This is a genomic window from Staphylococcus saccharolyticus (assembly GCF_900458815.1).
Classification (GTDB): Bacteria; Bacillota; Bacilli; order Staphylococcales; family Staphylococcaceae; genus Staphylococcus; species Staphylococcus saccharolyticus.
This window is the reverse complement of the sequence record NZ_UHDZ01000001.1, coordinates 2,244,960-2,268,887: the sequence shown is the minus strand read 5'-3', so window position 1 is coordinate 2,268,887 and position 23,928 is coordinate 2,244,960. Positions and strand designations below refer to the sequence as shown.

Sequence of the window (23,928 nt, the reverse complement as noted above, 5' to 3'; positions counted from 1 at the left end):
AGAAGTAGTAAAATCATAGGTTTTTGATGATTTTAAACCATGATAGTTATCTACGTTTCAGAGCCACTATTTGAATTAAGCGTATTTGCATCTGCATCTCCAATTATTACTAACCCACTTATCCCAGTTACAAGTACCGAAGTAAGAATTAATTGTGTTTTCATGAATGATAACCTCCTCAAATTTATTTGTACAATTGCAATATGCAACTTTAATATACATGTGCAACTGAACTGGAGCGACCATGGTAGCTAACATAGCGGGATAAATACCGGCACAGCCATTTTGTCCAATTGATAAACCGAACGTTGCAGAAAAGTTTGCTATTCCTTCAGGTACACCTAAACGTTGTGTTTGAGTCTGAACATTTAATGGTAATGAACCTGCACTTGAACGTGAAGTAAATGCAAAGATAAGTATTTCTAGAGTCTTTTTCACGTATTTAAATGGATTAATCCCTAAAACACTTAGAATAATTAAATGTATTATATACATTGTGATAAGTGCTGCATATGAAGCAATCAAAAATTTGCCAAGTGTCCAAATCGTTGAAAAATCACTTGTCGCCAATGTTGAAGCCATGATAGCTAAGATACCATATGGGGTTAAACGTAAAACAAAAGTTACGATTGCCATTACGATTGAGTATACAGCTTCGATACCACGTTTTAATAAATTACCGTGTTCTGGGTGTTTACGTGCAACTCTAAAGTAAGCAAAACCTACAAATGTTGCAAATATTACCACAGCAATCGTAGAAGTTGTACGTTGACCTGTAAAGTCTAAAAATGGATTGCTTGGTAACTAGAATTTGTTGAGGTAGTGTATTGGCTGTTAAATCTTTAGCTTGTTTACTAATTTCGCTTCCACGTGAATGTTCGGCATTACCGAGATCGATAGATGAAGCATCTAAACCAAATATTAATGCATAAATGATACCAACTATAGCTGCAATCGCTACGGTACCTATTAAAAACATGAAAAATAAAGGAGACGATTTTAGCAAATTTTTCCCCAATTTGAATTTTACTAAAAGTGGCGACAATAGAAATGAAAATAAGTGGCATTACAATCATTTGTAGTAAAGCTGCGTAACCGTCACCGACAATGCTAAACCAATCTGTAGACTGTTTGAGTACATTAGATTGAGTTCCATAAATGAGATGTAAAATAATACCCAATGCAATGCCTATGCCTAAAGCTGTAAATACGCGTTTAGGAAATGAAACATGCTTTCTAGCCATTGTGTTTAACATGATAATGAAGCTAACTAGTATTCTGACATATATAATAAGGATAATGAACATGAATATATAATTCAAGTAATCTGATATTAGTTATAATCTTGATAATATTCATAAATATTTAAAGGAACTTCATTCTTAAAATACTAAATTAAATTTTGAAGTGAGCAATTTAATATTTTAGATGAGGTAAAAGCTAAAAAAGGAGATTAATGATTGCTTGAATAAAAGGGGTGTAATTGAAAACAGAGCCATTAATGTTACCTATTAAAAATAAAATGCATACTACAGAACGATCGTTAAGTAGTATGCATAATACAAGTGAAGCTTTAATACTTTTAATGATTTAACTTAATAATTTAAGTTGCATTTATAGGTTAAATAAACGAGCGAAGAATCCTTTTTTCTCTTCTTTAGGTTGCTGATGATTAACAGGTGAGTTTGAAGACTCCATTGAAGTTGAATGAGATTCAGCCTCTGATTCAGATTTTTCTGAGCTCGTTACATGAGTCGACTCTGACGTACTTATACTTGTAGAAGTGCTTCCAGAAATAGAATCGCTACCTATATCACTTTCTGATGTTGTAGTGGAATTAGAAATCGATTTAGATCCGCTATCAGAAGTGCTTAGAGAATTACTAACTGGTTCAGACTGTCCCATACTTGCAGAAGCATGACTATTACTTAATGAACCACTATTTGACATTGAAGTGAAATGACTTTGTAATTGGCTGTCTTTCAAATCATTTGCCTTAGCAATATCTTTAGCTTGCTCTTTTTGAGATGTTTGGATGGCTTCTTGAGATGTTTGAATTAATTTTAAGGATTCAGTGTTTGCGTCAATCTTTGTTGTAATATCTGTCTGTAATTCCTTAAGTTCTTGTTGTTGCTGATGAACTTGATTAATCATTTGGCCAAGCATTTGACGTTCTTCACTCATTTTTTGAATTTCAGTACGTAAGTCTTTTACGAGTTGAGCAACTTTTTGATTAGTAGGTAGTTGACTATCATCATCTTTAACAATGACTTGTAAAAAATCTTTTTCTTTTTCTAATTCATCGAATGCTAAATCGTAGCTATTTGTTTGCTTTACTTTATTAGCGATATCTCTAAATAATTCGATATCTTCCTCTTTAAAGTCTGTAGCTTCACGTCCTCGATATTCAGTCTTACTAAGACGGTACCCTCGTTCCTCTAAATGTTGAACAATTTTGCGGACTTGTTTTTCGCTTAGTTCAACACGTTGTGCAAATTCTTTTGTTAACATTGAAAAAGTCCCTTCATAATATAGTTTATGTATAGTGACGTTTGTCTTCGGCCAGTTAAACGTCAGTCTTACCTAATATGATAGTTTACCTTTTCTTTAATACGATTTCAAGTATACTTATAAAGGCTTTTTTAAATTCATTTCTTCTAAAAGAGGGTAAATAATATCTCTTGAAATACCGTTAGCGAATACGTATTTCAATATATAATTGGATTTAACACTTGTGCCATAAATATCTTTAGTTAAATCAATATTTGCTTTTATAAACAAATCGACTCTTTGAGATGTTTCCATGATATTATAGTTTGGATGAATGTAGTCAATTTCCTCTTGCTTTTTAAATCCATTCTCAAATAAAAATTGGCGTCGATGTTCCAAAATATTCTCCTGTTTAGCATCAATATGTGCAGGAGATGGTTCCCTTGGGACTTCCAACATAATAAAATTAATATCTCGATGATGTACCTCATGAGATAGACGGTTTAATTGTTTTTCAACCTCTTCTAGAGTTAAAGATATCAATTCGTCATGCTTTGAACCGTCCTGAGCAATTAAATAGATAAGGAAGGCAACGTTGGTTGTAGCTTCATAATGTGCAGTGGCTAAACTTATGACATGATTATTTTCAATACCTACTACAAAGGCATAATCATTCTTTGTTTTATTGTTTTCAATAGAGCGTTTAAAAATTGTACTATCCTCATTTAAGCCAATGTCTAATTTCGCATCATATAGTTTAAGGGCTTCTCTGAACAATGGGTCTTTAGCTGATTCAATTGATTTAAATTTCATATTAATCCTCCCAAGGTTACAAGTTTTTAAATCTTGATTTTTCATCGCTGTTCTAATTATAATAAAAAACACCACAATGTTGTGCATGATTGCGCAAACATTACGGTGCATTGTCTCAATCATTCTTAGCAAATCAATTATGATTTAGGTCCTTTAGATTCAGCAGCATAGTGGGTAATATCAACGTCTTCATAAGCAGCGTTATTATCTTCAACTTCATCGTGAGAAGAATGATCACTATTTGCTACAACTAACATTTTATCATTTAAAATATCTTGTTTATGTTCTTCTAATTCTTTGTCAGATAAATTATAACGAGAAAGTACAGCTTCTTCACCGTCTTCACCAGTTAGTAATCGAGACATACGGTCGCTGAAAGAACCGCTTGTAGCCATTAATGAAATTTGAGAATTGTGTAAGTCATCTAAATGTAATTTACTTCTACTAATTACGGCTAATTCAGTTTCTAAGTATCCTTCTGATTTCTTTTGGTTAATAACTTTATATAATTCATCTTTGTCATTAACTACAGTAATTTCTGCCACAGATTATCGCCCCTTTAAATTTAACTTGTTTTACCAACGTTATACCCTAGTCTGTTTTTATAAAACTTTTACATACATAATTATATAATTTTGAGCTAAATTTTTTTCAATGGTAATCCATTCAGAAAATTAAAACGCTTACATTAAAAAGTTGTTTTCTGAACTTTGAACATATTTTTAATCATATTGAAAATACATAAAAAATTTGCTATCATCATTAAATAATTTATATGACTCATATAATCTAAAGAATATGGCTTTGGAAGTTTCTACCGTGTCGCCATAAACGACATGACTATGAGTAACAATACAATACATTAAGAGCAGTTTAAATCGCTAAAGCAACACAAAGAGAAACGTGTTTGATATACCTACTTTGCTTCATGATAGGTATTCCTAGACTTATATAACTTTAATACAATTATAGTTCATTTTTATTAAATTAAATAAGGCGTTTTTAGGACTAAGCATGCGTATTTTCATCTTAATTTGCTTCAATGCAAAGTATTGCACGTTCACTCATAGATCCTGAAACTATTGATAGTTAGTTTGAGGATTTTTTTCTTGAAATCAATTATGAATTCATTTGAGGAGGTTTTTTGAGTGGAGTCGTTAGGACGTAAAGTCAAAGAGGATGGCGTAGTCATTGATGAGAAAATTTTAAAAGTAGATGGTTTTTTAAATCATCAAATTGACGCTACACTAATGAATGAAGTAGGTAAAACATTTTATGAAGAGTTTAAAGATTCAGGAATTACTAAAATTTTAACTATTGAGGCTTCTGGTATTGCGCCGGCGATTATGGCTTCTTTCCATTTTGATGTCCCTTGTTTATTTGCTAAAAAAGCAAAACCTAGTACTTTAAAGGATGGTTTTTATAGTACGGAAATTCATTCATTTACTAAAAATAAAACAAGCACAGTCATTGTTTCTGAAGAGTTTTTAGGAGTAGATGATAAAGTGCTAATCATTGATGACTTTTTAGCCAATGGTGATGCATCATTAGGTCTTAATGACATAGTCAATCAGGCAAACGCGACAACTATTGGTGTCGGCATTGTAGTTGAGAAAAGTTTCCAAAACGGGCGTCAACGTTTAGAAGATTCAGGATTAAACGTATCTTCATTGTGTAAAGTAGCCTCATTAAAAGGCAATAAAGTAACACTTCTTGGTGAAGCGTAATGAAAAATTTTATATTAAGCGTACAACATCTGTTAGCTATGTATGCTGGAGCGATTCTTGTTCCAATTATTGTTGGAACGAGTTTGAAATTCTCGCCTGAAGAAATAGCTTATTTAGTTACAGTCGATATTTTTATGTGTGGTGTAGCAACATTTCTTCAAGCGAATAAAATCACTGGTACAGGCTTACCTATTGTACTTGGATGTACTTTTACTGCAGTAGCACCAATGATCCTTATAGGACAGACGAAAGGGCTTGATGAACTTTACGGCTCTCTTTTTGCATCTGGTATTTTAGTTGTAATAATTGCACCCTTCTTTTCACATCTTGTTAAATTTTTCCCTCCGGTTGTAACAGGTAGTGTTGTTACAATCATAGGTGTTAATTTAATGCCAGTCGCTATGAATTATTTGGCAGGTGGTCAAGGTGCCAAAAATTACGGCGATACTAAGAACTTACTTTTAGGTGGCGTAACATTATTAATCATCTTAATCTTACAAAGATTTACAAAGGGATTTTTAAAATCTATTGCCATTCTTATAGGGTTAGCATTAGGTACTGCTTTAGCTAGTGTGTTTGGCATGGTCGATATTAAACAAGTTGGAGATGCACATTGGTTTGGTTTTCCTTTACCGTTTAGATTTTCAGGATTTGGTTTTGATTTAAGTTCAATCCTTGTATTTTTCATTGTTGCAGTTGTAAGTTTAATTGAATCTACTGGTGTTTATCATGCACTGAGTGAAATTACAGGTAAAAAGTTGAATAGAAAGGATTTTCGTAGAGGTTACACTGCGGAAGGTCTAGCCATTATTTTAGGATCAATGTTTAATTCATTCCCTTATACAGCTTATTCACAAAACGTTGGACTTGTGTCATTATCAGGTGCAAAAAAGAATAATGTCATATATGGCATGGTTATCTTACTACTCATTTGTGGATGTATACCTAAGTTAGGTGCTTTAGCAAATATTATTCCATTACCTGTTTTAGGTGGAGCTATGATAGCAATGTTTGGCATGGTTATGGCATATGGGGTAAGTATATTAGGGAATATTAATTTTAAAAGCCAGAGCAATTTATTAATTATAGCAGTTTCAGTGGGATTAGGAGCTGGAATCAGTGCGGTACCTCAAGCATTTAAAGGGTTAGGAGAGCAATTTGCTTGGTTAACACAAAACGGCATTGTACTAGGTGCAATCTCAGCGATAATCTTAAATTTCTTTTTTAACGGTATAAAGTATAAACAAAGTGATGAAAATGTGAAATAATGTAACTAATTTCAAAATAAAATTGGAGGCTGTTTTTAAATGTGGGAAAACAAATTTGCTAAAGAATCTTTGACATTTGACGATGTATTACTCATTCCAGCTGAATCAGATGTTTTGCCAAGTGATGTTGATTTAAGTGTTGAATTATCAGACAAAATCAAATTAAATATTCCTGTTGTTTCTGCGGGTATGGATACAGTAACTGAATCTAAAATGGCAATTGCAATGGCACGTCAAGGTGGTCTAGGTGTAATCCATAAAAACATGGGCATTGAAGAACAAGCAGATGAAGTACAAAAAGTTAAACGTTCAGAAAATGGCGTTATTACTAATCCTTTCTTCCTAACTCCGGACGAAAGTGTTTATGAAGCGGAAGCTTTAATGGGTAAATATCATATCTCAGGTGTTCCAATTGTTGATAATAAATCTGATAGAAATCTTGTAGGCATTTTAACGAATCGTGACTTACGTTTTATTGAAGACTTCTCAATTAAGATTTCTGGTGTAATGACGAAAGACAATTTAATTACTGCACCAGTTGGTACAACTTTAGATGAAGCAGAAGCAATACTTCAAGATCATAAGATTGAAAAACTTCCATTAGTAGAAAATGGTCGTTTAGAAGGTTTAATTACAATTAAAGATATTGAGAAGGTGCTTGAGTTCCCATATGCAGCCAAAGACAAACATGGTAGATTGCTAGCTGCAGCTGCAATCGGTACTTCTAAAGATACTGAAATCCGTGCTCAAAAATTATTTGAAGCGGGTGTTGATGCTTTAATTATTGATACAGCTCATGGTCATTCTAAAGGTGTTATTGAACAAGTTAAACAAATTAAAGAAACATACCCAGCAATTACAGTTGTTGCCGGTAATGTTGCTACTGCAGCAGCGACTCGCGCGTTATTTGAAGCGGGTGCTGATGTTGTAAAAGTAGGTATTGGACCTGGTTCTATCTGTACAACTCGTGTGGTTGCAGGTGTAGGCGTACCTCAAATTACTGCAATTTATGATTGTGCGACAGAAGCACGTAAACATGGTAAGGCGATTATTGCTGATGGCGGTATTAAGTTCTCTGGAGATATTATCAAAGCCTTAGCAGCCGGTGGTCATGCTGTAATGTTAGGTAGCTTGTTAGCGGGTACTGAAGAGAGTCCAGGTGCAACTGAAGTATTCCAAGGTAGACAATATAAAGTGTATCGTGGTATGGGCTCATTAGGTGCAATGGAAAGAGGTTCTAACGACCGTTACTTCCAAGAAGACAAAACACCTAAGAAATTTGTGCCCGAAGGTATTGAAGGACGTACCGCTTACAAAGGACCTTTACAAGATACAGTTTATCAATTAATGGGTGGTGTCAGAGCAGGTATGGGTTATACTGGTTCAAGAGATCTCAAAGAATTGCGTGAAGAAGCTCAATTCACTCGTATGGGTCCAGCCGGTTTAGCTGAAAGTCACCCACATAATGTTCAAATTACTAAAGAATCACCAAACTATTCTTTCTAATGAGCAACATTAATGATTTCATAATTTAAGAGAACGCTCTTCTTAATGGTGTTTGTTCTTGCGTTAAATTCATTTTTAAAAACAAATGAAAGACACCTTGAGGAGCGTTTCTCTCAGCTTTAGATAAAATTATATAATAAAGGAGATTCATTACTATGGAGATGGCGAAAGAGCAAGAGTTAATTCTTGTCTTAGACTTTGGTAGCCAATATAACCAGTTAATTACACGTTGCATTCGTGAAATGGGCGTTTACAGTGAATTACATGATCATGAAATTTCTATTGAGGAAATTAAAAGAATGAATCCAAAAGGTATCGTTCTCTCAGGTGGTCCCAATTCAGTATATGAAGAGGGGTCATTTACAATTAATCCGGAAATATATAATCTAGGTATTCCTGTCTTAGGTATTTGTTATGGTATGCAATTGACAACTAAACTTTTAGGCGGAAAAGTAGAGCGTGCAAATGAGCGTGAATATGGGAAAGCCATTATTAATGCTAAATCAGATGAGCTCTTCTTTGGTTTACCATCTGAACAAACAGTATGGATGAGTCACTCAGATAAAGTCATTGAAATTCCTGAAGGATTTGAAGTGATTGCGGACAGTCCAAGTACGAATTACGCAGCTATTGAAGATAAATCTCGTCGTATTTATGGAGTACAGTTCCATCCAGAAGTCAGTCATACAGAATATGGTAATGACTTATTAAGAAACTTTGTAAGGCGAGTGTGTAATTGTACTGGCGAATGGACAATGGAAAACTTTATAGAAATTGAAATTGAAAAGATACGTGAACAAGTTGGTGATCGTAAAGTATTATGTGCAATGAGTGGTGGCGTAGATTCATCTGTAGTTGCTGTATTATTACATAAAGCAATTGGCGACCAATTAACTTGTATCTTTGTTGACCATGGTTTACTCCGTAAAGGTGAAGGCGACATGGTAATGGAGCAATTTGGTGAAGGTTTTGATATGAATATCATTCGCGTCAATGCTCAAGAACGTTTTATGGATAAATTAAAAGGTGTTTCTGATCCAGAGCGCAAACGTAAAATTATCGGTAATGAGTTTGTCTATGTCTTTGATGATGAAGCAGCCAAACTATCAGACGTTGATTTCTTAGCTCAAGGTACGTTATACACTGATGTCATTGAATCAGGAACTAAGACGGCCCAGACAATTAAATCACATCATAATGTTGGTGGATTACCAGAAGACATGGAATTTGAACTCATCGAACCAATAAATACATTATTTAAAGACGAAGTTCGCGCTTTAGGTATTGAATTAGGCATTCCTGAACATTTAGTTTGGAGACAACCTTTCCCAGGACCAGGATTAGGTATTCGAGTGCTTGGAGAAATCACTGAGGATAAATTAGAAATTGTACGTGAGTCGGATGCAATTTTGCGTGAAGTTATATGTGAGGAAGGTCTTGAAAGAGATATCTGGCAATATTTCACAGTACTTCCAGATATTCAATCGGTAGGTGTCATGGGAGACTATCGTACGTATGACCATACTGTAGGCATCCGTGCTGTAACTTCAATCGATGGTATGACTAGTGATTTTGCTCGTATTGATTGGGAAGTCTTACAAAAAATTTCAAGTCGCATTGTTAATGAAGTGTACCACGTTAACCGCGTCGTCTACGACATTACTTCTAAGCCACCTAGCACAATCGAGTGGGAATAATGAATTAATCATATTAAATAGGTTAGAAACACCAAAAAAAGGGTTTCTAGCCTGTTTATTTTTATATTGAATACGTTTTGAATACGAGTTTATATTAATAGTAAATTTCTCGCTTATTTTTTCATGTTGCTTCCTTTTACATGAGTGTATTTATGTTAACGTTTAAATGATTTATATCTATTTCACAGTAAAATTATTAATCAAAACCAAGATGTTGTTTTGACAGTAGGTATGCTGAATTTAACTTTGAAAGTTGATAAGTCTAGTTTGTTAAACATTTATTAATATCTTTACAAAAACTAAAACAATTGAACATTTATTGAAAAATAGTTGTTTTAAATAGACAATTAATTGCGCTTGATTAATAATAAGAGTGTAGAGGTTATACTCCCCCAAAGTTCACCTCTCACCCTTAGTCATATCTCATTTCCTCTCCACGCATACTTTTAACTAGATTAGACGTTGGAAAAGGGCGTAGCTACACCGTTTAAGGTGTGGCTTTTTTCTTATCTAAAATTAAAGATATATGTTATATCCTTTTTTAATACGATATTCTATTTCATAGAAATTAATCAAATTAAATAAAATATCTGTCTCTGTAAAAAATTTATTCAATTATGAGAATCTTTATTATTTTGTTAAATTATTATTTCATTTTTATTGCAAATTTTCACTAAAAAAGTTAAAATACTTTTGGGATTGTTAGAAAAAGGGGATTTATTTGAATTAGCAATAAACCGATTTTGGAAAATCTAACTTTTAATTAAACCTATAATGTAAGTAACAAGCTTCTTACTACTAATAATTAGAATACTCCATTTTATATATCAATATTAAACAAGATGTTAAATAAGTATTTAAACATATTGCACTTGAAATTGGATATAAGGAGGATTATTTATGAAATATTTTACTTATGTAGATAGAGAAAACTGTATTTCTTGCGCTGCTTGCGGTGCTGCTGCACCAAATTTATTTAAATATGATGTGAAAGATATAGCATATGCATGTTTAGACAACAACAATGGTAATGCACCAATTCCTTTTGATGAAATTGAAAATTTAAATGATGCTTTTGAAGGATGTCCAACAGAATCAATAAAAATATCAAAAATTCCATTTGATGACAAGGAAGAGTGGTAATATGAGCAAAATTGGTTTTGGAAAGTTGTTGTTAGAGATTCAAAATAAAGTAAGTAGCTTAAAAGATCCATCATTAATCATTAGTACACTTTTTACGCTAGATGGAAAAATTAATAAAATAACCAGTAATAAAAGCTTAAATATTGAACAAACTATATTATACCAGAATTTAAATGAGTTTAATTGTACAGTTGTTTTTGCTTCAGATTTTAAAAATATAAATAAAGATAGTAAAAATAATGTATATTTTGGAATAACAGAATATGGACGATTAATTCTAGGTAAAGATAATTTTTATGATGAATATACTTATATTTTAGGATGTTTTATCGTCAAAGATTCAATGATTAAAGTTATTAACGATAAAGTTAGAAAAAGTAAAGAAAAAGAAGGTATGCTTTACAAAGAACAATTAATCCCTTTTTTTGAAAATAAAAATCGAACCGAAATTAATGAAATATTAAAGTTTATAAAGTTCAATATATATCATATGGCACCAATATTACTCTATTTAAATGATCAAACTTTCAGCACTTTCTATAATTATAATAACTTAGTAGAAGAGTTTGATGGAGATACAAATGAATTTTTATTAAATGATTTACTGATTAAAAATATAAATGATTGGAAGCAGTCAGAGAAAATATTTGTTTTTAATATGTACTTATTACTCAAATCTGGACCGCCATCACGTGGCGAAGAAGTCAATGGAATTCACTTTTCGCTGTCATTTTTAAATGAATATTTCGATCAGAAAATTCAAGAATATAGTGACATTCTACAAATTAAAACAAATAACGATTGTAGGATTGAAGAGAAGGCACAGCTAACATATGTAATGAGAACAGAGATAGAAGATAAATTTTTAATATATAGACTTATTAATGGAATTAACTTACATAAAGAAGAAAAATATATTGAAAAAAATGAGTTATCCAAAATAAGTGATGAATATTTAAAAAAAGATTTAGAACAACTAACTAATGTCGAATTTTCTATAGATTTTTATCATTTCTTCTACCAAATTATTGAAAACAATCTTTATTCGCAACCATTTAAAATTATCGACAAAATAATGAATATTATTATTAATAAAGCAATTTCTAAAACATCATCTGATATTGGAATGGCTCGAGGATTTAGGTCACCTTTGAAGTTTCATGAGGCACATCAAAATGATGAACTAGAAGAGATTTTTAATTGGAAACAGAATGAATATTTTTGCTGTGTTGTTCCAAGTGCAAATATGAAAAAAGCCTTTCAAAGTAATACCAAAGTGTTAATAGGAATATTAACTGCTATAAGTAAAAGAATGGAATATAATAGCTGGCATTATACCCCAGGAAATTTTTTGAATAATCAAACTCGTATCACTCGCCATTTTTATTTTCCACCGGCTATGGCAGATATCACACAGTGGAGTGATCAGCACCATAAAGGTCACGTGTTTGCTAAAGTGAGACACGCTATCAGATGCCCAGGATCCATTTCAAATGAAGGTTATATTTATAATGCCTTCTTTGATTTAAGATTAATGAAACAATTTGGAAAAAGCTATAGTGAATATGATCTTGCAGTTGCTATGTATTATCAAGAAATTTTAAAACAATTATTTCAAGCTTGGTTAGATGTGTGTAAAAAAGCTAAGACAGATATTAAAAATGATATATATAACAGAGAATGGTACCAACAAGAATACATAAATATATAAAGCAGGTGACAAGGAATGAAAACCCTATTATTTATAAATATAAGAAGTCATAAAGTAGAGAGGGTTCAACCAATTATTGAAGCAAAGAATTTAGGATATCGAGTGGTATTGATGGCAGATAAAGAACCCAAGTTTATTGGGAATTTATTGGATGAGCTAATCATTATTGATTCTTATGATATCCGACAAACGATTAATAAAGTTATGGAATATCACAAAAACGTAAAAATTAGTGGTATTTTGACTTGGTCAGATAAAGATGTAGAACTTGTGTCGTATTTAAATAAAGAGTTAGGGTTGCCTGGTGTAAATCCTGAAATCGTCCAAAATGTAAGAAATAAATATAACATGAGACAAGCAATTTCGAATATTAAAAACTTATCTCCAAAATTCCAACGGGTTGAAAGTTTGGAAGATTTAAGAATAGCAGTAGATTATATCGGAATACCAGGTATATTAAAGCCTGTTGGTGCTTCAGGTAGTAAGGGGATTTTTAAGATTGAAAGTGCTCAGCATTTAGAAAATATTTTTCATTCATTAGTTGATGCTACCTCTCCTAAAAATGATAAGGTTTATACGTATTATCCTAATGAATATATCTATGAAGAGTATATCGAAGGAGAAGAATTCTCTGTTGAAGGCGTTGTACAAAATAATGAGGTATTTATAGCAGGTATAACTGACAAGAGAGTGACAGATGATTTTTCCTTAGAATATATTGCTTTCTTTCCATCTGATAAACCTAAACATGTGAAAGATGAAATTAAGGGACGCGCAACGTTAGCGATTCAAATTTTAGAAATTGATAACTGTGCATTTCATTTAGAAGGTAGATTGACTAAAGAAGGTTTTAAAGTCATAGAGGTGGCAGCAAGACCAGCTGGAGGTTTTATTACATCACATCTTATTAGATTATCTTCAGGATACTCATTTATTGAAAAAATTATAGATGTATCAGTTGGGAATGACGTGAAAAAACAATGGCCTGATTTTGAAAAAAATAATAAAAAATTATGTTATTACAGTATAAGAGCACATCAAAGTGGAACGTTTAAAAAAATTGAGGGCTTGGATAATATCATGGAAATACCCGGTGTGAAACTTGTCATACCTTTAAAAGAGGCAGGCGATAAAGTAGTTATGCCACCTGAACATTTTTCTAGTTGTTTCGTTGCAAATATTATTTTAGAAGGTCGAAGTACTAAAGAAATCGAAAATATCATAAATAAAATCGAAGAATTTATAAAGGTTGAGATACAATGACGGTAATTATACTATCTAGTACCGATGGGATGAAAACACCTTATGATCAATGGTTTTTAAACACAAAAGATGATGTTATACTCTTTTGTCCGAAAGAAAAAGAATATACATTTAATAAAAATAATTTTTTAATGATTGAATCGTTTGAGAACTATTTGAATAATGTAAATGTAGAAATAAAAGCAATTCAGTTGAGTAAATTATATAATATCACTCATGTTTTATCTATCTCGGAATTTGATGTGAAGCGAAGTGCTAGGCTAAGAGAAATATTAAATTTACCTGGCCAATCTTTGATAAGTGCAGAAGCATATAGAAATAAAGTTTTAATGAAACAGTTACTATATGGAACAGCTGTTAATATTCCTCAATTTGAAAAGGTCATTTCAAAAAAGCAAGTTGAAAATTTTGTGTCTCAAAACAATTATCCTGTAGTCCTCAAACCTATTTATGGTTCAGGATCTACTCATGTGTTTATTGCAAAAAACCAACATGATATTGACAGCTTTTTTGAAGAACATAAAACAATAGATGATTTTGAAGTCGAGGAATTTATCAATGGAGAAATGTATCATATTGATGGATTGGTTCACAACAATGAAGTGTTCCTATCCTATGTTTCTAAATATTATAATGGTTGTTTGGAATTTCAAAAAAACCAACCGTTATCTAGTTATATGATTGAAGAAAATAATGAGATAAATTTAACTTTAAAACATAAAACTGAAATAGTAATCGATACTTTACCAAGTTTTACAAATGGTTCTTTTCATGCTGAATATTTTATAACTAACAATCATAAGGTATATTTGTGTGAAATAGGAAGTAGGACTGGAGGTGGCGAAGTAGGAAATGCAATTTATCATTCAACACACATACAGTTAAATAAAGAAAGTTTATGTTTGCAAGTGGATGAGACTCATGCTCGTGACATTCAACAACAGCCAATTAAAACATATTCTGGCTTTGTCTTATTGCCACCTCAAAGTGGAATTTTTAAAGGAATAAAAAAGGATTTAGACTATGAGTGGATAGTAAAAATTAAAAATATAGCTAAAGAAAATAAGGTATATAATGATGCACAATTAAGTGTTGATCATATCATATCTATTTTAATCGAGGGAAATAATGAAAATGAACTCATTTCTAGAATGAATATAGTCAATGATTGGTATAGAAAGAATGTTATATGGGCACCTCTTTAACCAAATAAAGGTGATTTTGGTTGAAAAATTTACCTGAAATTATATATATACTTTTTATAGCTACGTTTCTAGAAAGATTTAGTTATTTTTTAATCATACCTTTTTTATCAATATATTTAGCTCAAACTTATTACTATAGCGGTTTGGAAATTGGATTCATTGTTTCAACATTTGCAATAACGTCACTGTTCATGAGCTTTATAGCAGCACCTTTAATAGATAAGATTAATAAAAAAATCATTATCTTTATTGGTCTATTTCTATCAGCAATAAGTTTTCTGTGCTTTCCATTAATCAACCAATACGGTTTATTTATAGTATTTGCATTAGTTAATGGTATAGGAAGTAGCCTTCTTTCTCCAACATATAAAACAATTATGGCCATTTATACTGATGAAAAATATAAAGATATCGTGTTTAATATCCGTTATTATCTTATCAATATTTCTGCGACATTAGCGCCATTATTGTCGGTTCAACTACAATTTTTAGGTGTAAATATTATTTGTTATATTATTTTTATGGCTTATTGTTTCAATTTTAATGCGTTTATATATGCGTTTTTCATTCTTAAAATAGATTTGGATAGTAAAAATGTCACGTCAAAAATCGATGTAAAATGTATATATACAATATTTCGTGATGATAGAGCATATTCTTGTTTAATCACTGGTTTAGTGTTATTTGTTTTTGGTTATACCGTGATGACCAGTATATTGCCTCAATTTTTTGCCTTACATTATAAGCATCATGATGCTTCAAAATTATTTGCACTGTTATTATCTGTAAATGGTATTACTGTCATTACTTGCCAATTTTGTATCTATTTATTCAGTAAAATTACTTCCGTAAAAACATCAATTATAACAGGAGCTATTCTTATGCCGATAAGTTTATTTCTCCTCGGTACGGCGGATTATATAATATTTAAATGCTTAGCAATGATAGGATTTACGATTGCTGAGATGTTAGTTTTTACAATGATAGATATACGTATAGATGAGTTATCTGATGTTAATTATAAGGGGTCATATTACTCGTTGGCTGGTTTACAATACTTGGGGGCGCTATTAGCTCCAGTTATCGGAGGTATATTTTTAGATAGTATTAGGCAAGATTCAATTCTATTTGGTTTATTATCTATTATTACTGCGATAAGTATCATTTTCTTCCATAAAAGTAACATGGTTACATGAGTATTTAAAATAAGGGAGTTAATTTTGGTTCATAAGTGAATATTTAGTTTGTAAATATATAAATATAAATTTAAAATGTAAAATTACATCATTTTATCGACGTTTTAGTATTTATGTTCGTCAGTTAGGCAAAATTGATTTATTAAAGCTTTGACGTTTTATAATGAATATGTATCAATCATTAAGAGGAGATGAAATTCTTGGGTGATTTAATTCAATTCTCTAAAAAAGTCATCGACTTCTTAAGAAGTATTCTTGTAAATGGTGAACCTAAATACTAATCAAAACCACTCCATGCGGGAGTGGTTTTGTTGTAGCGAAGTATTATTAAATAACAAAAAAGTATAGGTTTGTATTTTTGAAATTTAAAAAGGTTTAATATATATTTGTTAAACAAACTTAAAGTCTAAATTCTCGGAGGGATTTATGAAGAATGTAAGTCCATTTATTTATGTAAAAGATGTAGATAAATCATTATGTTATTATAAAGATGTATTTAATGCTAATACAGAAATTTTGTTGGGTAAAGATGGTAAGACATACCATGCCCAGCTTATTATAGGTAATCAAACGTTTGTTCATTTTTCTGATACGTTTCATAAACATCCAGTTTCTAAACATCCACACCTTATTATCGAATGTGATTCTAAGGAAGAACTAGAGCGTGTCTATCAACGATTGGTGGATGATGGTGGAAGTATTAAAGTTAAACTAGATAAAACATTCTTTAATGCCTATCATGCAGAAGTAAAAGATAATCTGAATGGCATTACATGGGTTTTTAATTATTTTATTGATGAAAATATCTAAAATTTAAATAAAATAATAAGTTATAGGTTAGTTAGAAATGATGAATTTCTGGCTAACCTTTTTAATTGTGTTATTCATAAATTGATTTTTAAAAATATTAGTGTTGATAAAAGAAGGGACTTTTTATAGAATGTAAAGCGCAATAATTACTATTTTCAAAGAGAGGGTTCTTTAAATGGCTAAAATACCAGTAACTGTATTAGGTGGATATCTGGGTTCAGGAAAAACAACACTACTTAACCATATTTTAAAAAATAGAGAAGGTCGTCGTATTGCTGTCATTGTGAATGATATGAGTGAAGTAAATATTGATAAAGATTTAGTAGCAGAAGGTGGTGGTTTATCGTGAACTGATGAAAAGTTAGTAGAACTTTCTAATGGATGCATTTGCTGTACATTAAGAGATGATTTGTTACGAGAGGTAGAACGGTTGGTCAAAAATGGTGGTATCGATCAAATTGTCATTGAATCTACAAGGATATCCGAACCTGTACCAGTAGCTCAAACATTCTCATACATAGATGAAGAGTTGGGTATTGATTTAACTTCAATATGTCGATTAGATACAATGGTAACCGTTGTAGATGCAAACCACTTTGTTAATGATATACGAAGTGAAGACTTATTAGCTGATCGTGATGAGAGTTTAGATGAGAATGACAAACGTACCATTGCTGACTTGCTTATTGATCAGGTAGAGTTTTGTGATGTGATGATCATCAATAAAATTGATTTAATTAGCGATGAAGCTCTAGAAAAATTAGAAAAAGTACTACGTGCTTTGCAACCAGAAGCAAAGATTATAAAAACAGTTAACTCAGAAGTAGAATTATCTGATGTGCTTAACACGCGTTATTTGATTTTGAGAAAGCAAGTGAGTCTGCGGGGTGGATTAAAGAATTAACAGAGGGTGGCCATGCGACGCATACACCTGAAACCGAAGAGTATGGTATTTCATCTTTTGCGTATACAAGAAGATTGCCTTTCCACGCAAAAAGATTTCATCAATGGTTAGAACGCTTGCCTCAAAATATAGTGAGAACGAAAGGTATTGTATGGTTAGCACAGTATAATGATGTTGCATGTCTATTATCATAGGCTGGTTTATCTTGTAATATTCATTCGGTAACATATTGGGTTGCAACGGTGAATGAAAGTCAACAGCAAGCAATATTGAATTCACGACAAGATGTAGCAGAAGATTGGGATATTGAATACGGAGATCGTCAAACACAATTTGTAATTATTGGAACTGATTTGAATCAAGTAAAAATTTCCCAGGAATTAGATGAATGTCTCATTAATAGTAGTGAAATTGATGCTGATTGGAAATCTTTAAGTAGTCCATATGATTGGTATTATAATCAAAGAAGATAATTTATTTAACAGATGAAATGATAGCAGTATTTTAAAATTAGAATTTAAAAGATATTGTTTCACGTGTGAAAAGATGAGATACTTTAATCATTTACCCAAAATAAATTGAACGAGGTGTAAAATGTTATCTTAATGAGTAAAAAGGCAGTTTCCATATTATTTCAATAGAAATTGCCTTCTTAACTCATGTTCCAAATACTGTGAAACAAGTATTAATATTAAGCTATCGCAAATGGTGTAGTAAAAATAAGTAATGCAAAGAAATTGATAAAAAATAGGACTATATTCAAAGATTTGTCAGCTTTAAACATAGCTATAATATTAATAATAATTGATATAACGAAAATTGCTGCTCCAGGAAAATACCAGAAACTAAATCCACTTTCGTTATATAAGTTTGTAAACGCAGTAGTATAGCATATAAATATACTAATAAGCGTAAAAATGATAGAGAATACTGTGAAAACTGAAATTTTCTTCATTTTTGTCGTTTCTTTCGATGTCGTTAGTCAATAAATATGGCTAGACCATCTTTATTGCTACAGCAAATAATTAACTGTATATACTATTATATGCACAAATATATTTATTACAATAGTTATTTTTTGGTTTTAATATGAAAAGTAAAAATAATTAATGCTGATGTGTTTGTGTTGAACGAGGATGACAAGAAGTAAAATGTAGAACCTATAACAGGAAGAAGAAGTTAAAAAAGCCACTATCCTTTTGGATAGTGGCTTGTATATGTTATAGACTATTTTTTGAATTTTTTAACTAAGTCTACGATAGTTTTTACGATTTCGATGATTGTTGATATGATATTCATGTTCAATTGCCTCCCTTCAAAAAGCGTATGTTAGAGAATTTTATTGAATATCCAAAAGCTAACTTTGTAGCTGATTGAATCAATAAACTTATTTATTAGTGAACTTTTCAATTAAGCCTTTGACAATTTCAACGATTTTACTGATTACATCACTCATTAAAATTACCTCCTTTGCTTACTTGATGTGTCTAGTGTAACGTCAATTAGTATTAAATATATTTGTTTTTCCTAACTCACAAGAACGATGTCTCAAGTGATAAAATTAAAATCTTTAAATACACTCTATAGTTCCTAAGTGTTGAGCTTGCCTTTCTATCTTTACAAAACCCTTACAATAAAGATTATAAGCACATGCAATGTAATTACATCAGTCTATTATAAGATAGGTGCTTTGTCTTATATTTATAGTCAATGCAAATTAAAAAATTGACACGTTGTTTTATTTGAAATATATTTATACTGATATGTGCAAAAGTGATAACTAAGTCTTACTTTAGCAATTATAGATGTCACATTTTTTAATTGATGAAGAAGAAGGAGTTGTTACTTTGCTAAAAAGTATATAGGCAGCTTATTTAAACAAAGAAAAACTATGACTATTGTTGAATGATGCTTTCGACTTCTATAGTCTTAGTTTAACCTGAGTTGAATTGAAGCCTACAATAGTTAAAATTCTTTCATTAAAGAAGTGAAAGGCTCGGCTATTGTAGGCTTTTTATTATGAATAATTTTTTGTAATAAATTGTGATTATGGAGGCTGTGTAATGTTAAGTCAAGTCGTAGTACTATCAATTTTCTTTATAACACTTGTCATTGCTTTATTGAGTGGGTTAATCTTTATAAATTTATCAGTACCAATTAAATATATAAAAATACATTTACGCTTACTGGTATTTCCAGTTGTAGTAAGTTTACTTGGTTTATTCACTACTCAATTAAGAGAAGAAGTGGGGCCATTTATTTTAGACCATCTTGCTTGGTTATTAGCAAGTTTCATTCTTATATTAGGGTTTATTATTCAAAAATTTTCAGTGCGTTACTTGTCTGGAGATAGAAATTATCGTAAATACTTTCCTTTATTCACTTTAATTACGGCTTTTGCTTCGCTTGCATGGTTAAGTGGTGACTTGAGATTAATGGCGTTGTTTTGGGGAGCAACGTTATTCTCACTTACAATGCTTATTAGATTAAATCGATTATGGAAGATTCCATATGAAGCTGCCAAAATTTCTGGGAAATCATTTGCTTTAGGTTGGCTATCGTTATTGATTGTGGTCGTGTTGTTATATGTTAGCACAGGAAATTGGCACATCAATACAATGACTACATTGACTCAGTAAATCCTGGTTTAAAACTTTTTATTAATATCCTTATCGTAATGGCAGTAATCATACCAGCTGCGCAATTTCCGTTTCAAAGTTGGTTGATTGAATCTGTAGCTGCGCCAACACCTGTGCCAGCATTCATGCATGCTGGGATCGTAAATGCTGGAGGAATAATCTTGACGCGTTTTTCACCAATATTTGATAATACTTTTGCTATTTCAATATTGTTGATTATCTCTAGTATTTCAGTGCTATTAGGATCTGGTATTAGCTTAGTTCATGTTGATTATAAGAGACAACTATGAGTCAAATGGGCTTTATGCAAGTGCAATGTGCTATGGGTATTTACTTGGCAGCCATTATTCATTTAATTTTATATGGTGTATTTAAAGTGACCTTATTTTTACAATCCGGTTCAATTGTCCGCCGATTTAATATACCGACACTATCAACAGCAAAGCATTCATATAGTTGGCTAGTGTTAGGACGTCTTTTGACAATTATTATAGCTATCGTATTTTGGTTTAATAGTACACGTAGCTCATATGATGTATTAAGTGCACTTATACTTGCTTGGTCGCTAATGGTTTCTTGGAATCAATTAGTTGCTTTTAGTCGAGGGATGATAGGAAGATTAGTTGGTTTATTTATGATAGTTATTGTAGCGATAGTTTATATTGTCACGCATCATTATTTCTATGCTACTTTAAGTAATGTTTATATGCATGTAACACATCCACCACTTATAAGTATTGTGATTTTAGTTTTAGGAAGTTTTTTAAGCATGTGGGTATCACGTCATAGAGAATCCCACGCATTTGCGATACTTTATTTATGGCTAGTTAAGTTCGGAGAGGCGAAAACGAAGTCTATTGAAAGCCATCCAACATATTTAAACAAATTTTTATAAAAAGGAGGAAAAGGTTATGACTCAATATCAACAAGATATAAGTGAGTTTATTGAACGAGCGAAACGCGTCATTAATCCCTTATCACCTATCTCTATATTTGCAGCACGTAATCCTTGGGAAGGTCTTGAAGATTCAACATTTGATCAAGTTGCAGTCTGGCTTAAAGATATAAGAGATATTGATATTTATCCTCAACATGCTGCTATACAAACAGCTATTAATAGAGGTGAAATAGATGTTCACGTATTTGAAGATTTACTCTATAGTGACTTAAAAAGATATATGAATTCGTTCTCTGAAGATGAACTTCATGCATATATTGAACATGCTAAACACGTAAAACCTGTTGATGATAGATTTTTAAGTAGTACAGATTATTTAAAATTAGAACAATGGGTAAAAACATACTATAAAGAATATGATAATAAACAACTAGTGAGAGCTGAGAGTGCCGATCGTCTTACATCCGAAGGAAAACCGCTTATAGAAATTTTAGATGCCCATATTATAAAATGGGCTAAATTATATTTAGATGATTTTCAGTCAAGCTGGACGATGCCAAGAAGAAATCAAGGTTTTTATAGGGCATGGAAACATTTGGCTCAACATGACCCAATGTTAAACAAAGAACAACGTTTAAAAGTGAAAGATTTACCAAATAAAGCGGATGAAGCAATTGCTAGAGCCATCCAAAGATTAAAACTTACTCGTGAGAATCAACAAGCTTACATTGAGAGTCAGTTATTATCACTCCCAGGCTGGGCAGGTATGATGTATTATCGTGCTGAGAATGATGAAAACGAAAGAAAACTATTAATTGATTATGTCGCTGTGCGTTTGTTTGTCGAAATGTTACTTTTAGATTCTCAATTTGAAACGACATCACATCAACCTTTTTATATAAAAAAGGGTTAGAAAATATATGTAATCTTTTATTTAACAGTCAAATATCAGTGAATCAATGGTTAGATTTACCTAAGTCTAAACAACAAAATTATATTCAATTGGCTGAAAAATTTAGTCCGATGTACTTCCAAAAATTATGGCTAGAAGCTTGGGAGGAAACACATGAACGTCAATTAATAGAAACAATTAATGATTCTCCAACTCAGCAAAGTAAAGAGCAAACACAAGTACAACTTGCTTTTTGTATTGATGTACGTTCTGAACCTTTTAGACGTCATTTAGAAAGCTAAGGTCCATTTGAAATAATAGGTATTGCTGGGTTCTTTGGTTTACCAATACAAAAGGAAACACTTGATGAACAATTTTCACATCATTCATTGCCAGTGATGGTAGAACCAGCATATAGAATCAAGGAATTTGCTGATCGATACGATTTAAAAGTATACAATCGACGTCAACATTCTATTACATCGCTATTTTATACTTTTAAATTAATGAAACATAATGTTTTACCAAGTCTATTATTACCAGAATTAAGCGGTCCATTCTTAAGTATTAGTACGATTGCTAATACTGTTTTACCCAAAAAAGCGTATCACTTAGCACGTCGTCTTACTCAAAGGTGGGTGCGTAAACCTGAAGGGAAGCTAACTGTTAATCGAGAACATGGTGAATATTCTAAATTACCTGTTGGCTTTACTGAAGCAGAACAAATTTATTTTTCAAAAAATGCATTACGATTAATGAATTTAACAGATAACTTTGCACCCCTTATTGTATTGGGAGGGCATGGTAGTAAGTCTCATAACAATCCATATCATGCCTCATTAGAATGTGGCGCTTGTGGCGGTGCATCAAGTGGTTTTAAGCTAGTATGTGTAATCAATCATCTGTCAGAAAAGGATTAGCCAGTGAAGGCATAGACATCCCTGATGAAACAGTATTTATTGCAGCTGAACATAAAACGTCAGTGGATGAATTAGAATACATTTATGTACCGACATTAACACAAGCAGCTGAACAAGCTTTCAATAGACTGCAAGAAGCGATGTCTCAGGTAAGTTATAAAGCAAATTTAGAACGTTTAGCTATGTTGCCAAGTGTGGATAATCATCATAAGTATCCTGTAGCTGAAGCTTATCGTTTTGCAAGTGATTGGAGCGAAATACGTCCAGAGTGGGGTTTAGCACGTAATGCAGAATTTATTATAGGAAAACGTTATATAACAGAAACCAGTGATTTAAAAGGACGTGCGTTCCTTCATAATTATGATTGGACTGAAGATGAAGATGGGCAAATCTTAAATACAATTATTTTAGGACCTGCACTTGTGGCACAATGAATTAATTTACAATACTATGCGTCAACTGTAGCCCCTCACTTTTATGGAAGCGGAAATAAAACAACACAATCTGTAACGAGTGGTGTCGGTGTTAAGCAAGGAAACTCCAGTGATTTAATGTATGGTTTGCCATGGCAATCAGTAATGGCGGGAGATAATGAAATGTATCATGCGCCGATACGATTACTTATAGTTATTCAAGCGCCCGATTCTCATATTCAACGTTTATTAAATCACAATGCTCATTTCCGTCAAAAAGTGGCTCATCAATGGGTAAGATTAGCAAGTATAGACGAGAATAATAACTGGAAAGATTGGTGATTCTTATAGAGTGATACGAGGGAATATATTTTCAGATTGCTTCTGTTTAATGTTAAACTATAGCTAATCACATAATAGGAGCAGTCTAGTT

The 23,928-nt window shown here is 31.7% G+C and carries 16 protein-coding genes, 4 pseudogenes and 1 riboswitch; of the genes and pseudogenes, 13 read left to right on the top strand and 7 right to left on the bottom strand.

Translation table 11 applies throughout. The features are described from left to right. Positions 1-231 precede the first annotated feature (231 nt). From DYE57_RS11125 to DYE57_RS11110, 4 genes and pseudogenes are all read right to left on the bottom strand, one after another. A pseudogene (locus tag DYE57_RS11125) lies at positions 232-1,307 on the bottom strand (cation:dicarboxylate symporter family transporter); the annotation flags it as partial. Positions 1,308-1,614: 307 nt separating this feature from the next. Beyond that, on the bottom strand, positions 1,615-2,511 hold the full coding sequence (locus DYE57_RS11120) for a hypothetical protein (protein WP_115314041.1): 897 nt from the start codon (positions 2,509-2,511) through the stop codon (positions 1,615-1,617). Between the two features lie 117 nt (positions 2,512-2,628). After that, a complete protein-coding gene (locus DYE57_RS11115) occupies positions 2,629-3,303 on the bottom strand; it encodes a hypothetical protein (protein WP_115314040.1) in 675 nt (224 codons plus the stop codon). 137 nt (positions 3,304-3,440) lie between these two features. Further along, complete coding sequence (locus DYE57_RS11110) at positions 3,441-3,848, bottom strand: YflT domain-containing protein (protein WP_115314039.1); 408 nt, start codon at positions 3,846-3,848, stop codon at positions 3,441-3,443. Positions 3,849-4,063: 215 nt separating this feature from the next. Beyond that, a riboswitch (purine riboswitch) is annotated at positions 4,064-4,166 on the top strand. 285 nt (positions 4,167-4,451) lie between these two features. On the opposite strand from DYE57_RS11110, the gene xpt reads away from it, so the two are divergent. The 11 genes and pseudogenes from xpt (at position 4,452) to DYE57_RS11055 (ending at position 18,206) form a co-directional block, all read left to right on the top strand. After that, positions 4,452-5,030, top strand: coding sequence for a xanthine phosphoribosyltransferase (gene xpt, locus DYE57_RS11105; protein ID WP_115314038.1), 579 nt, complete (start codon positions 4,452-4,454; stop codon positions 5,028-5,030). Further along, positions 5,030-6,298: a xanthine permease PbuX gene (gene pbuX, locus DYE57_RS11100; RefSeq protein WP_115314037.1), complete on the top strand. Its 1,269-nt coding sequence runs from the start codon at positions 5,030-5,032 to the stop codon at positions 6,296-6,298. Before xpt ends, pbuX begins: the two co-directional genes overlap by 1 nt. Positions 6,299-6,337: 39 nt before the next feature. Next, complete coding sequence (gene guaB, locus DYE57_RS11095) at positions 6,338-7,804, top strand: IMP dehydrogenase (protein ID WP_115314036.1); 1,467 nt, start codon at positions 6,338-6,340, stop codon at positions 7,802-7,804. A 155-nt stretch (positions 7,805-7,959) separates the two neighbouring features. After that, the gene (gene guaA / locus DYE57_RS11090; RefSeq protein WP_115314035.1) at positions 7,960-9,501 is read left to right on the top strand and encodes a glutamine-hydrolyzing GMP synthase; all 1,542 of its coding nucleotides are present in this window, start codon (positions 7,960-7,962) and stop codon (positions 9,499-9,501) included. A gap of 900 nt (positions 9,502-10,401) precedes the next feature. Beyond that, positions 10,402-10,644 (top strand): ferredoxin, encoded by a 243-nt coding sequence (locus DYE57_RS11085; RefSeq protein WP_115314034.1) that lies wholly within the window; start codon positions 10,402-10,404, stop codon positions 10,642-10,644. Position 10,645: 1 nt separating this feature from the next. Then, entirely contained in the window at positions 10,646-12,355 is a 1,710-nt protein-coding gene (locus DYE57_RS11080; RefSeq protein ID WP_115314033.1) for a hypothetical protein, read from the top strand. 15 nt (positions 12,356-12,370) lie between these two features. Then, positions 12,371-13,618 carry an ATP-grasp domain-containing protein gene (locus tag DYE57_RS11075; protein WP_115314032.1) on the top strand — a complete coding sequence of 416 codons (1,248 nt, stop codon included), beginning with the start codon at positions 12,371-12,373 and terminating at the stop codon, positions 13,616-13,618. Next, the gene (locus DYE57_RS11070) at positions 13,615-14,823 is read left to right on the top strand and encodes an ATP-grasp domain-containing protein (protein ID WP_115314031.1); all 1,209 of its coding nucleotides are present in this window, start codon (positions 13,615-13,617) and stop codon (positions 14,821-14,823) included. The genes DYE57_RS11075 and DYE57_RS11070 overlap by 4 nt, the downstream gene beginning before the upstream one ends. A 20-nt stretch (positions 14,824-14,843) precedes the next feature. After that, a complete protein-coding gene (locus DYE57_RS11065) occupies positions 14,844-16,019 on the top strand; it encodes an MFS transporter (protein ID WP_115314030.1) in 1,176 nt (391 codons plus the stop codon). A gap of 426 nt (positions 16,020-16,445) precedes the next feature. Then, a complete protein-coding gene (locus tag DYE57_RS11060) occupies positions 16,446-16,829 on the top strand; it encodes a VOC family protein (protein ID WP_115314029.1) in 384 nt (127 codons plus the stop codon). Between the two features lie 175 nt (positions 16,830-17,004). Continuing rightward, a pseudogene (locus DYE57_RS11055) lies at positions 17,005-18,206 on the top strand (GTP-binding protein). A 218-nt stretch (positions 18,207-18,424) separates the two neighbouring features. On the opposite strand, the gene DYE57_RS11050 reads toward DYE57_RS11055, so the two are convergent. The 3 genes from DYE57_RS11050 to DYE57_RS12920 all read right to left on the bottom strand — a co-directional run bounded on the left by DYE57_RS11050 (position 18,425) and on the right by DYE57_RS12920 (position 19,189). After that, positions 18,425-18,688 carry a hypothetical protein gene (locus tag DYE57_RS11050; RefSeq protein WP_115314028.1) on the bottom strand — a complete coding sequence of 88 codons (264 nt, stop codon included), beginning with the start codon at positions 18,686-18,688 and terminating at the stop codon, positions 18,425-18,427. Positions 18,689-18,960: 272 nt separating this feature from the next. Further along, a complete protein-coding gene (locus DYE57_RS12925) occupies positions 18,961-19,032 on the bottom strand; it encodes a PSM-delta family phenol-soluble modulin (protein WP_115314148.1) in 72 nt (23 codons plus the stop codon). Between the two features lie 88 nt (positions 19,033-19,120). Then, positions 19,121-19,189, bottom strand: coding sequence for an alpha-1/alpha-2 family phenol-soluble modulin (locus DYE57_RS12920; RefSeq protein ID WP_115314147.1), 69 nt, complete (start codon positions 19,187-19,189; stop codon positions 19,121-19,123). Positions 19,190-19,796: 607 nt separating this feature from the next. Between DYE57_RS12920 and DYE57_RS11035 the strand changes: the two are divergent. Further along, positions 19,797-21,267 (top strand): annotated as a pseudogene (locus DYE57_RS11035) (NADH dehydrogenase subunit 5). Positions 21,268-21,283: 16 nt separating this feature from the next. Then, positions 21,284-23,837: pseudogene (locus DYE57_RS11030) on the top strand (DUF2309 domain-containing protein). The last annotated feature ends 91 nt before the right edge of the window (positions 23,838-23,928 follow it).

What these genes read in the sequence shown, in the direction of transcription:
- DYE57_RS11120 (WP_115314041.1), bottom strand. Translation starts at nt 2,511, where the DNA reads ATGTTAACAAAAGAATTTGCACAACGTGTTGAACTAAGCGAAAAACAA.
- DYE57_RS11115 (WP_115314040.1), bottom strand. Translation starts at nt 3,303, where the DNA reads ATGAAATTTAAATCAATTGAATCAGCTAAAGACCCATTGTTCAGAGAA.
- pbuX (WP_115314037.1), top strand. Translation starts at nt 5,030, where the DNA reads ATGAAAAATTTTATATTAAGCGTACAACATCTGTTAGCTATGTATGCT.
- guaB (WP_115314036.1), top strand. Translation starts at nt 6,338, where the DNA reads ATGTGGGAAAACAAATTTGCTAAAGAATCTTTGACATTTGACGATGTA.
- guaA (WP_115314035.1), top strand. Translation starts at nt 7,960, where the DNA reads ATGGAGATGGCGAAAGAGCAAGAGTTAATTCTTGTCTTAGACTTTGGT.
- DYE57_RS11085 (WP_115314034.1), top strand. Translation starts at nt 10,402, where the DNA reads ATGAAATATTTTACTTATGTAGATAGAGAAAACTGTATTTCTTGCGCT.
- DYE57_RS11080 (WP_115314033.1), top strand. Translation starts at nt 10,646, where the DNA reads ATGAGCAAAATTGGTTTTGGAAAGTTGTTGTTAGAGATTCAAAATAAA.
- DYE57_RS11075 (WP_115314032.1), top strand. Translation starts at nt 12,371, where the DNA reads ATGAAAACCCTATTATTTATAAATATAAGAAGTCATAAAGTAGAGAGG.
- DYE57_RS11070 (WP_115314031.1), top strand. Translation starts at nt 13,615, where the DNA reads ATGACGGTAATTATACTATCTAGTACCGATGGGATGAAAACACCTTAT.
- DYE57_RS11060 (WP_115314029.1), top strand. Translation starts at nt 16,446, where the DNA reads ATGAAGAATGTAAGTCCATTTATTTATGTAAAAGATGTAGATAAATCA.
- DYE57_RS11050 (WP_115314028.1), bottom strand. Translation starts at nt 18,688, where the DNA reads ATGAAGAAAATTTCAGTTTTCACAGTATTCTCTATCATTTTTACGCTT.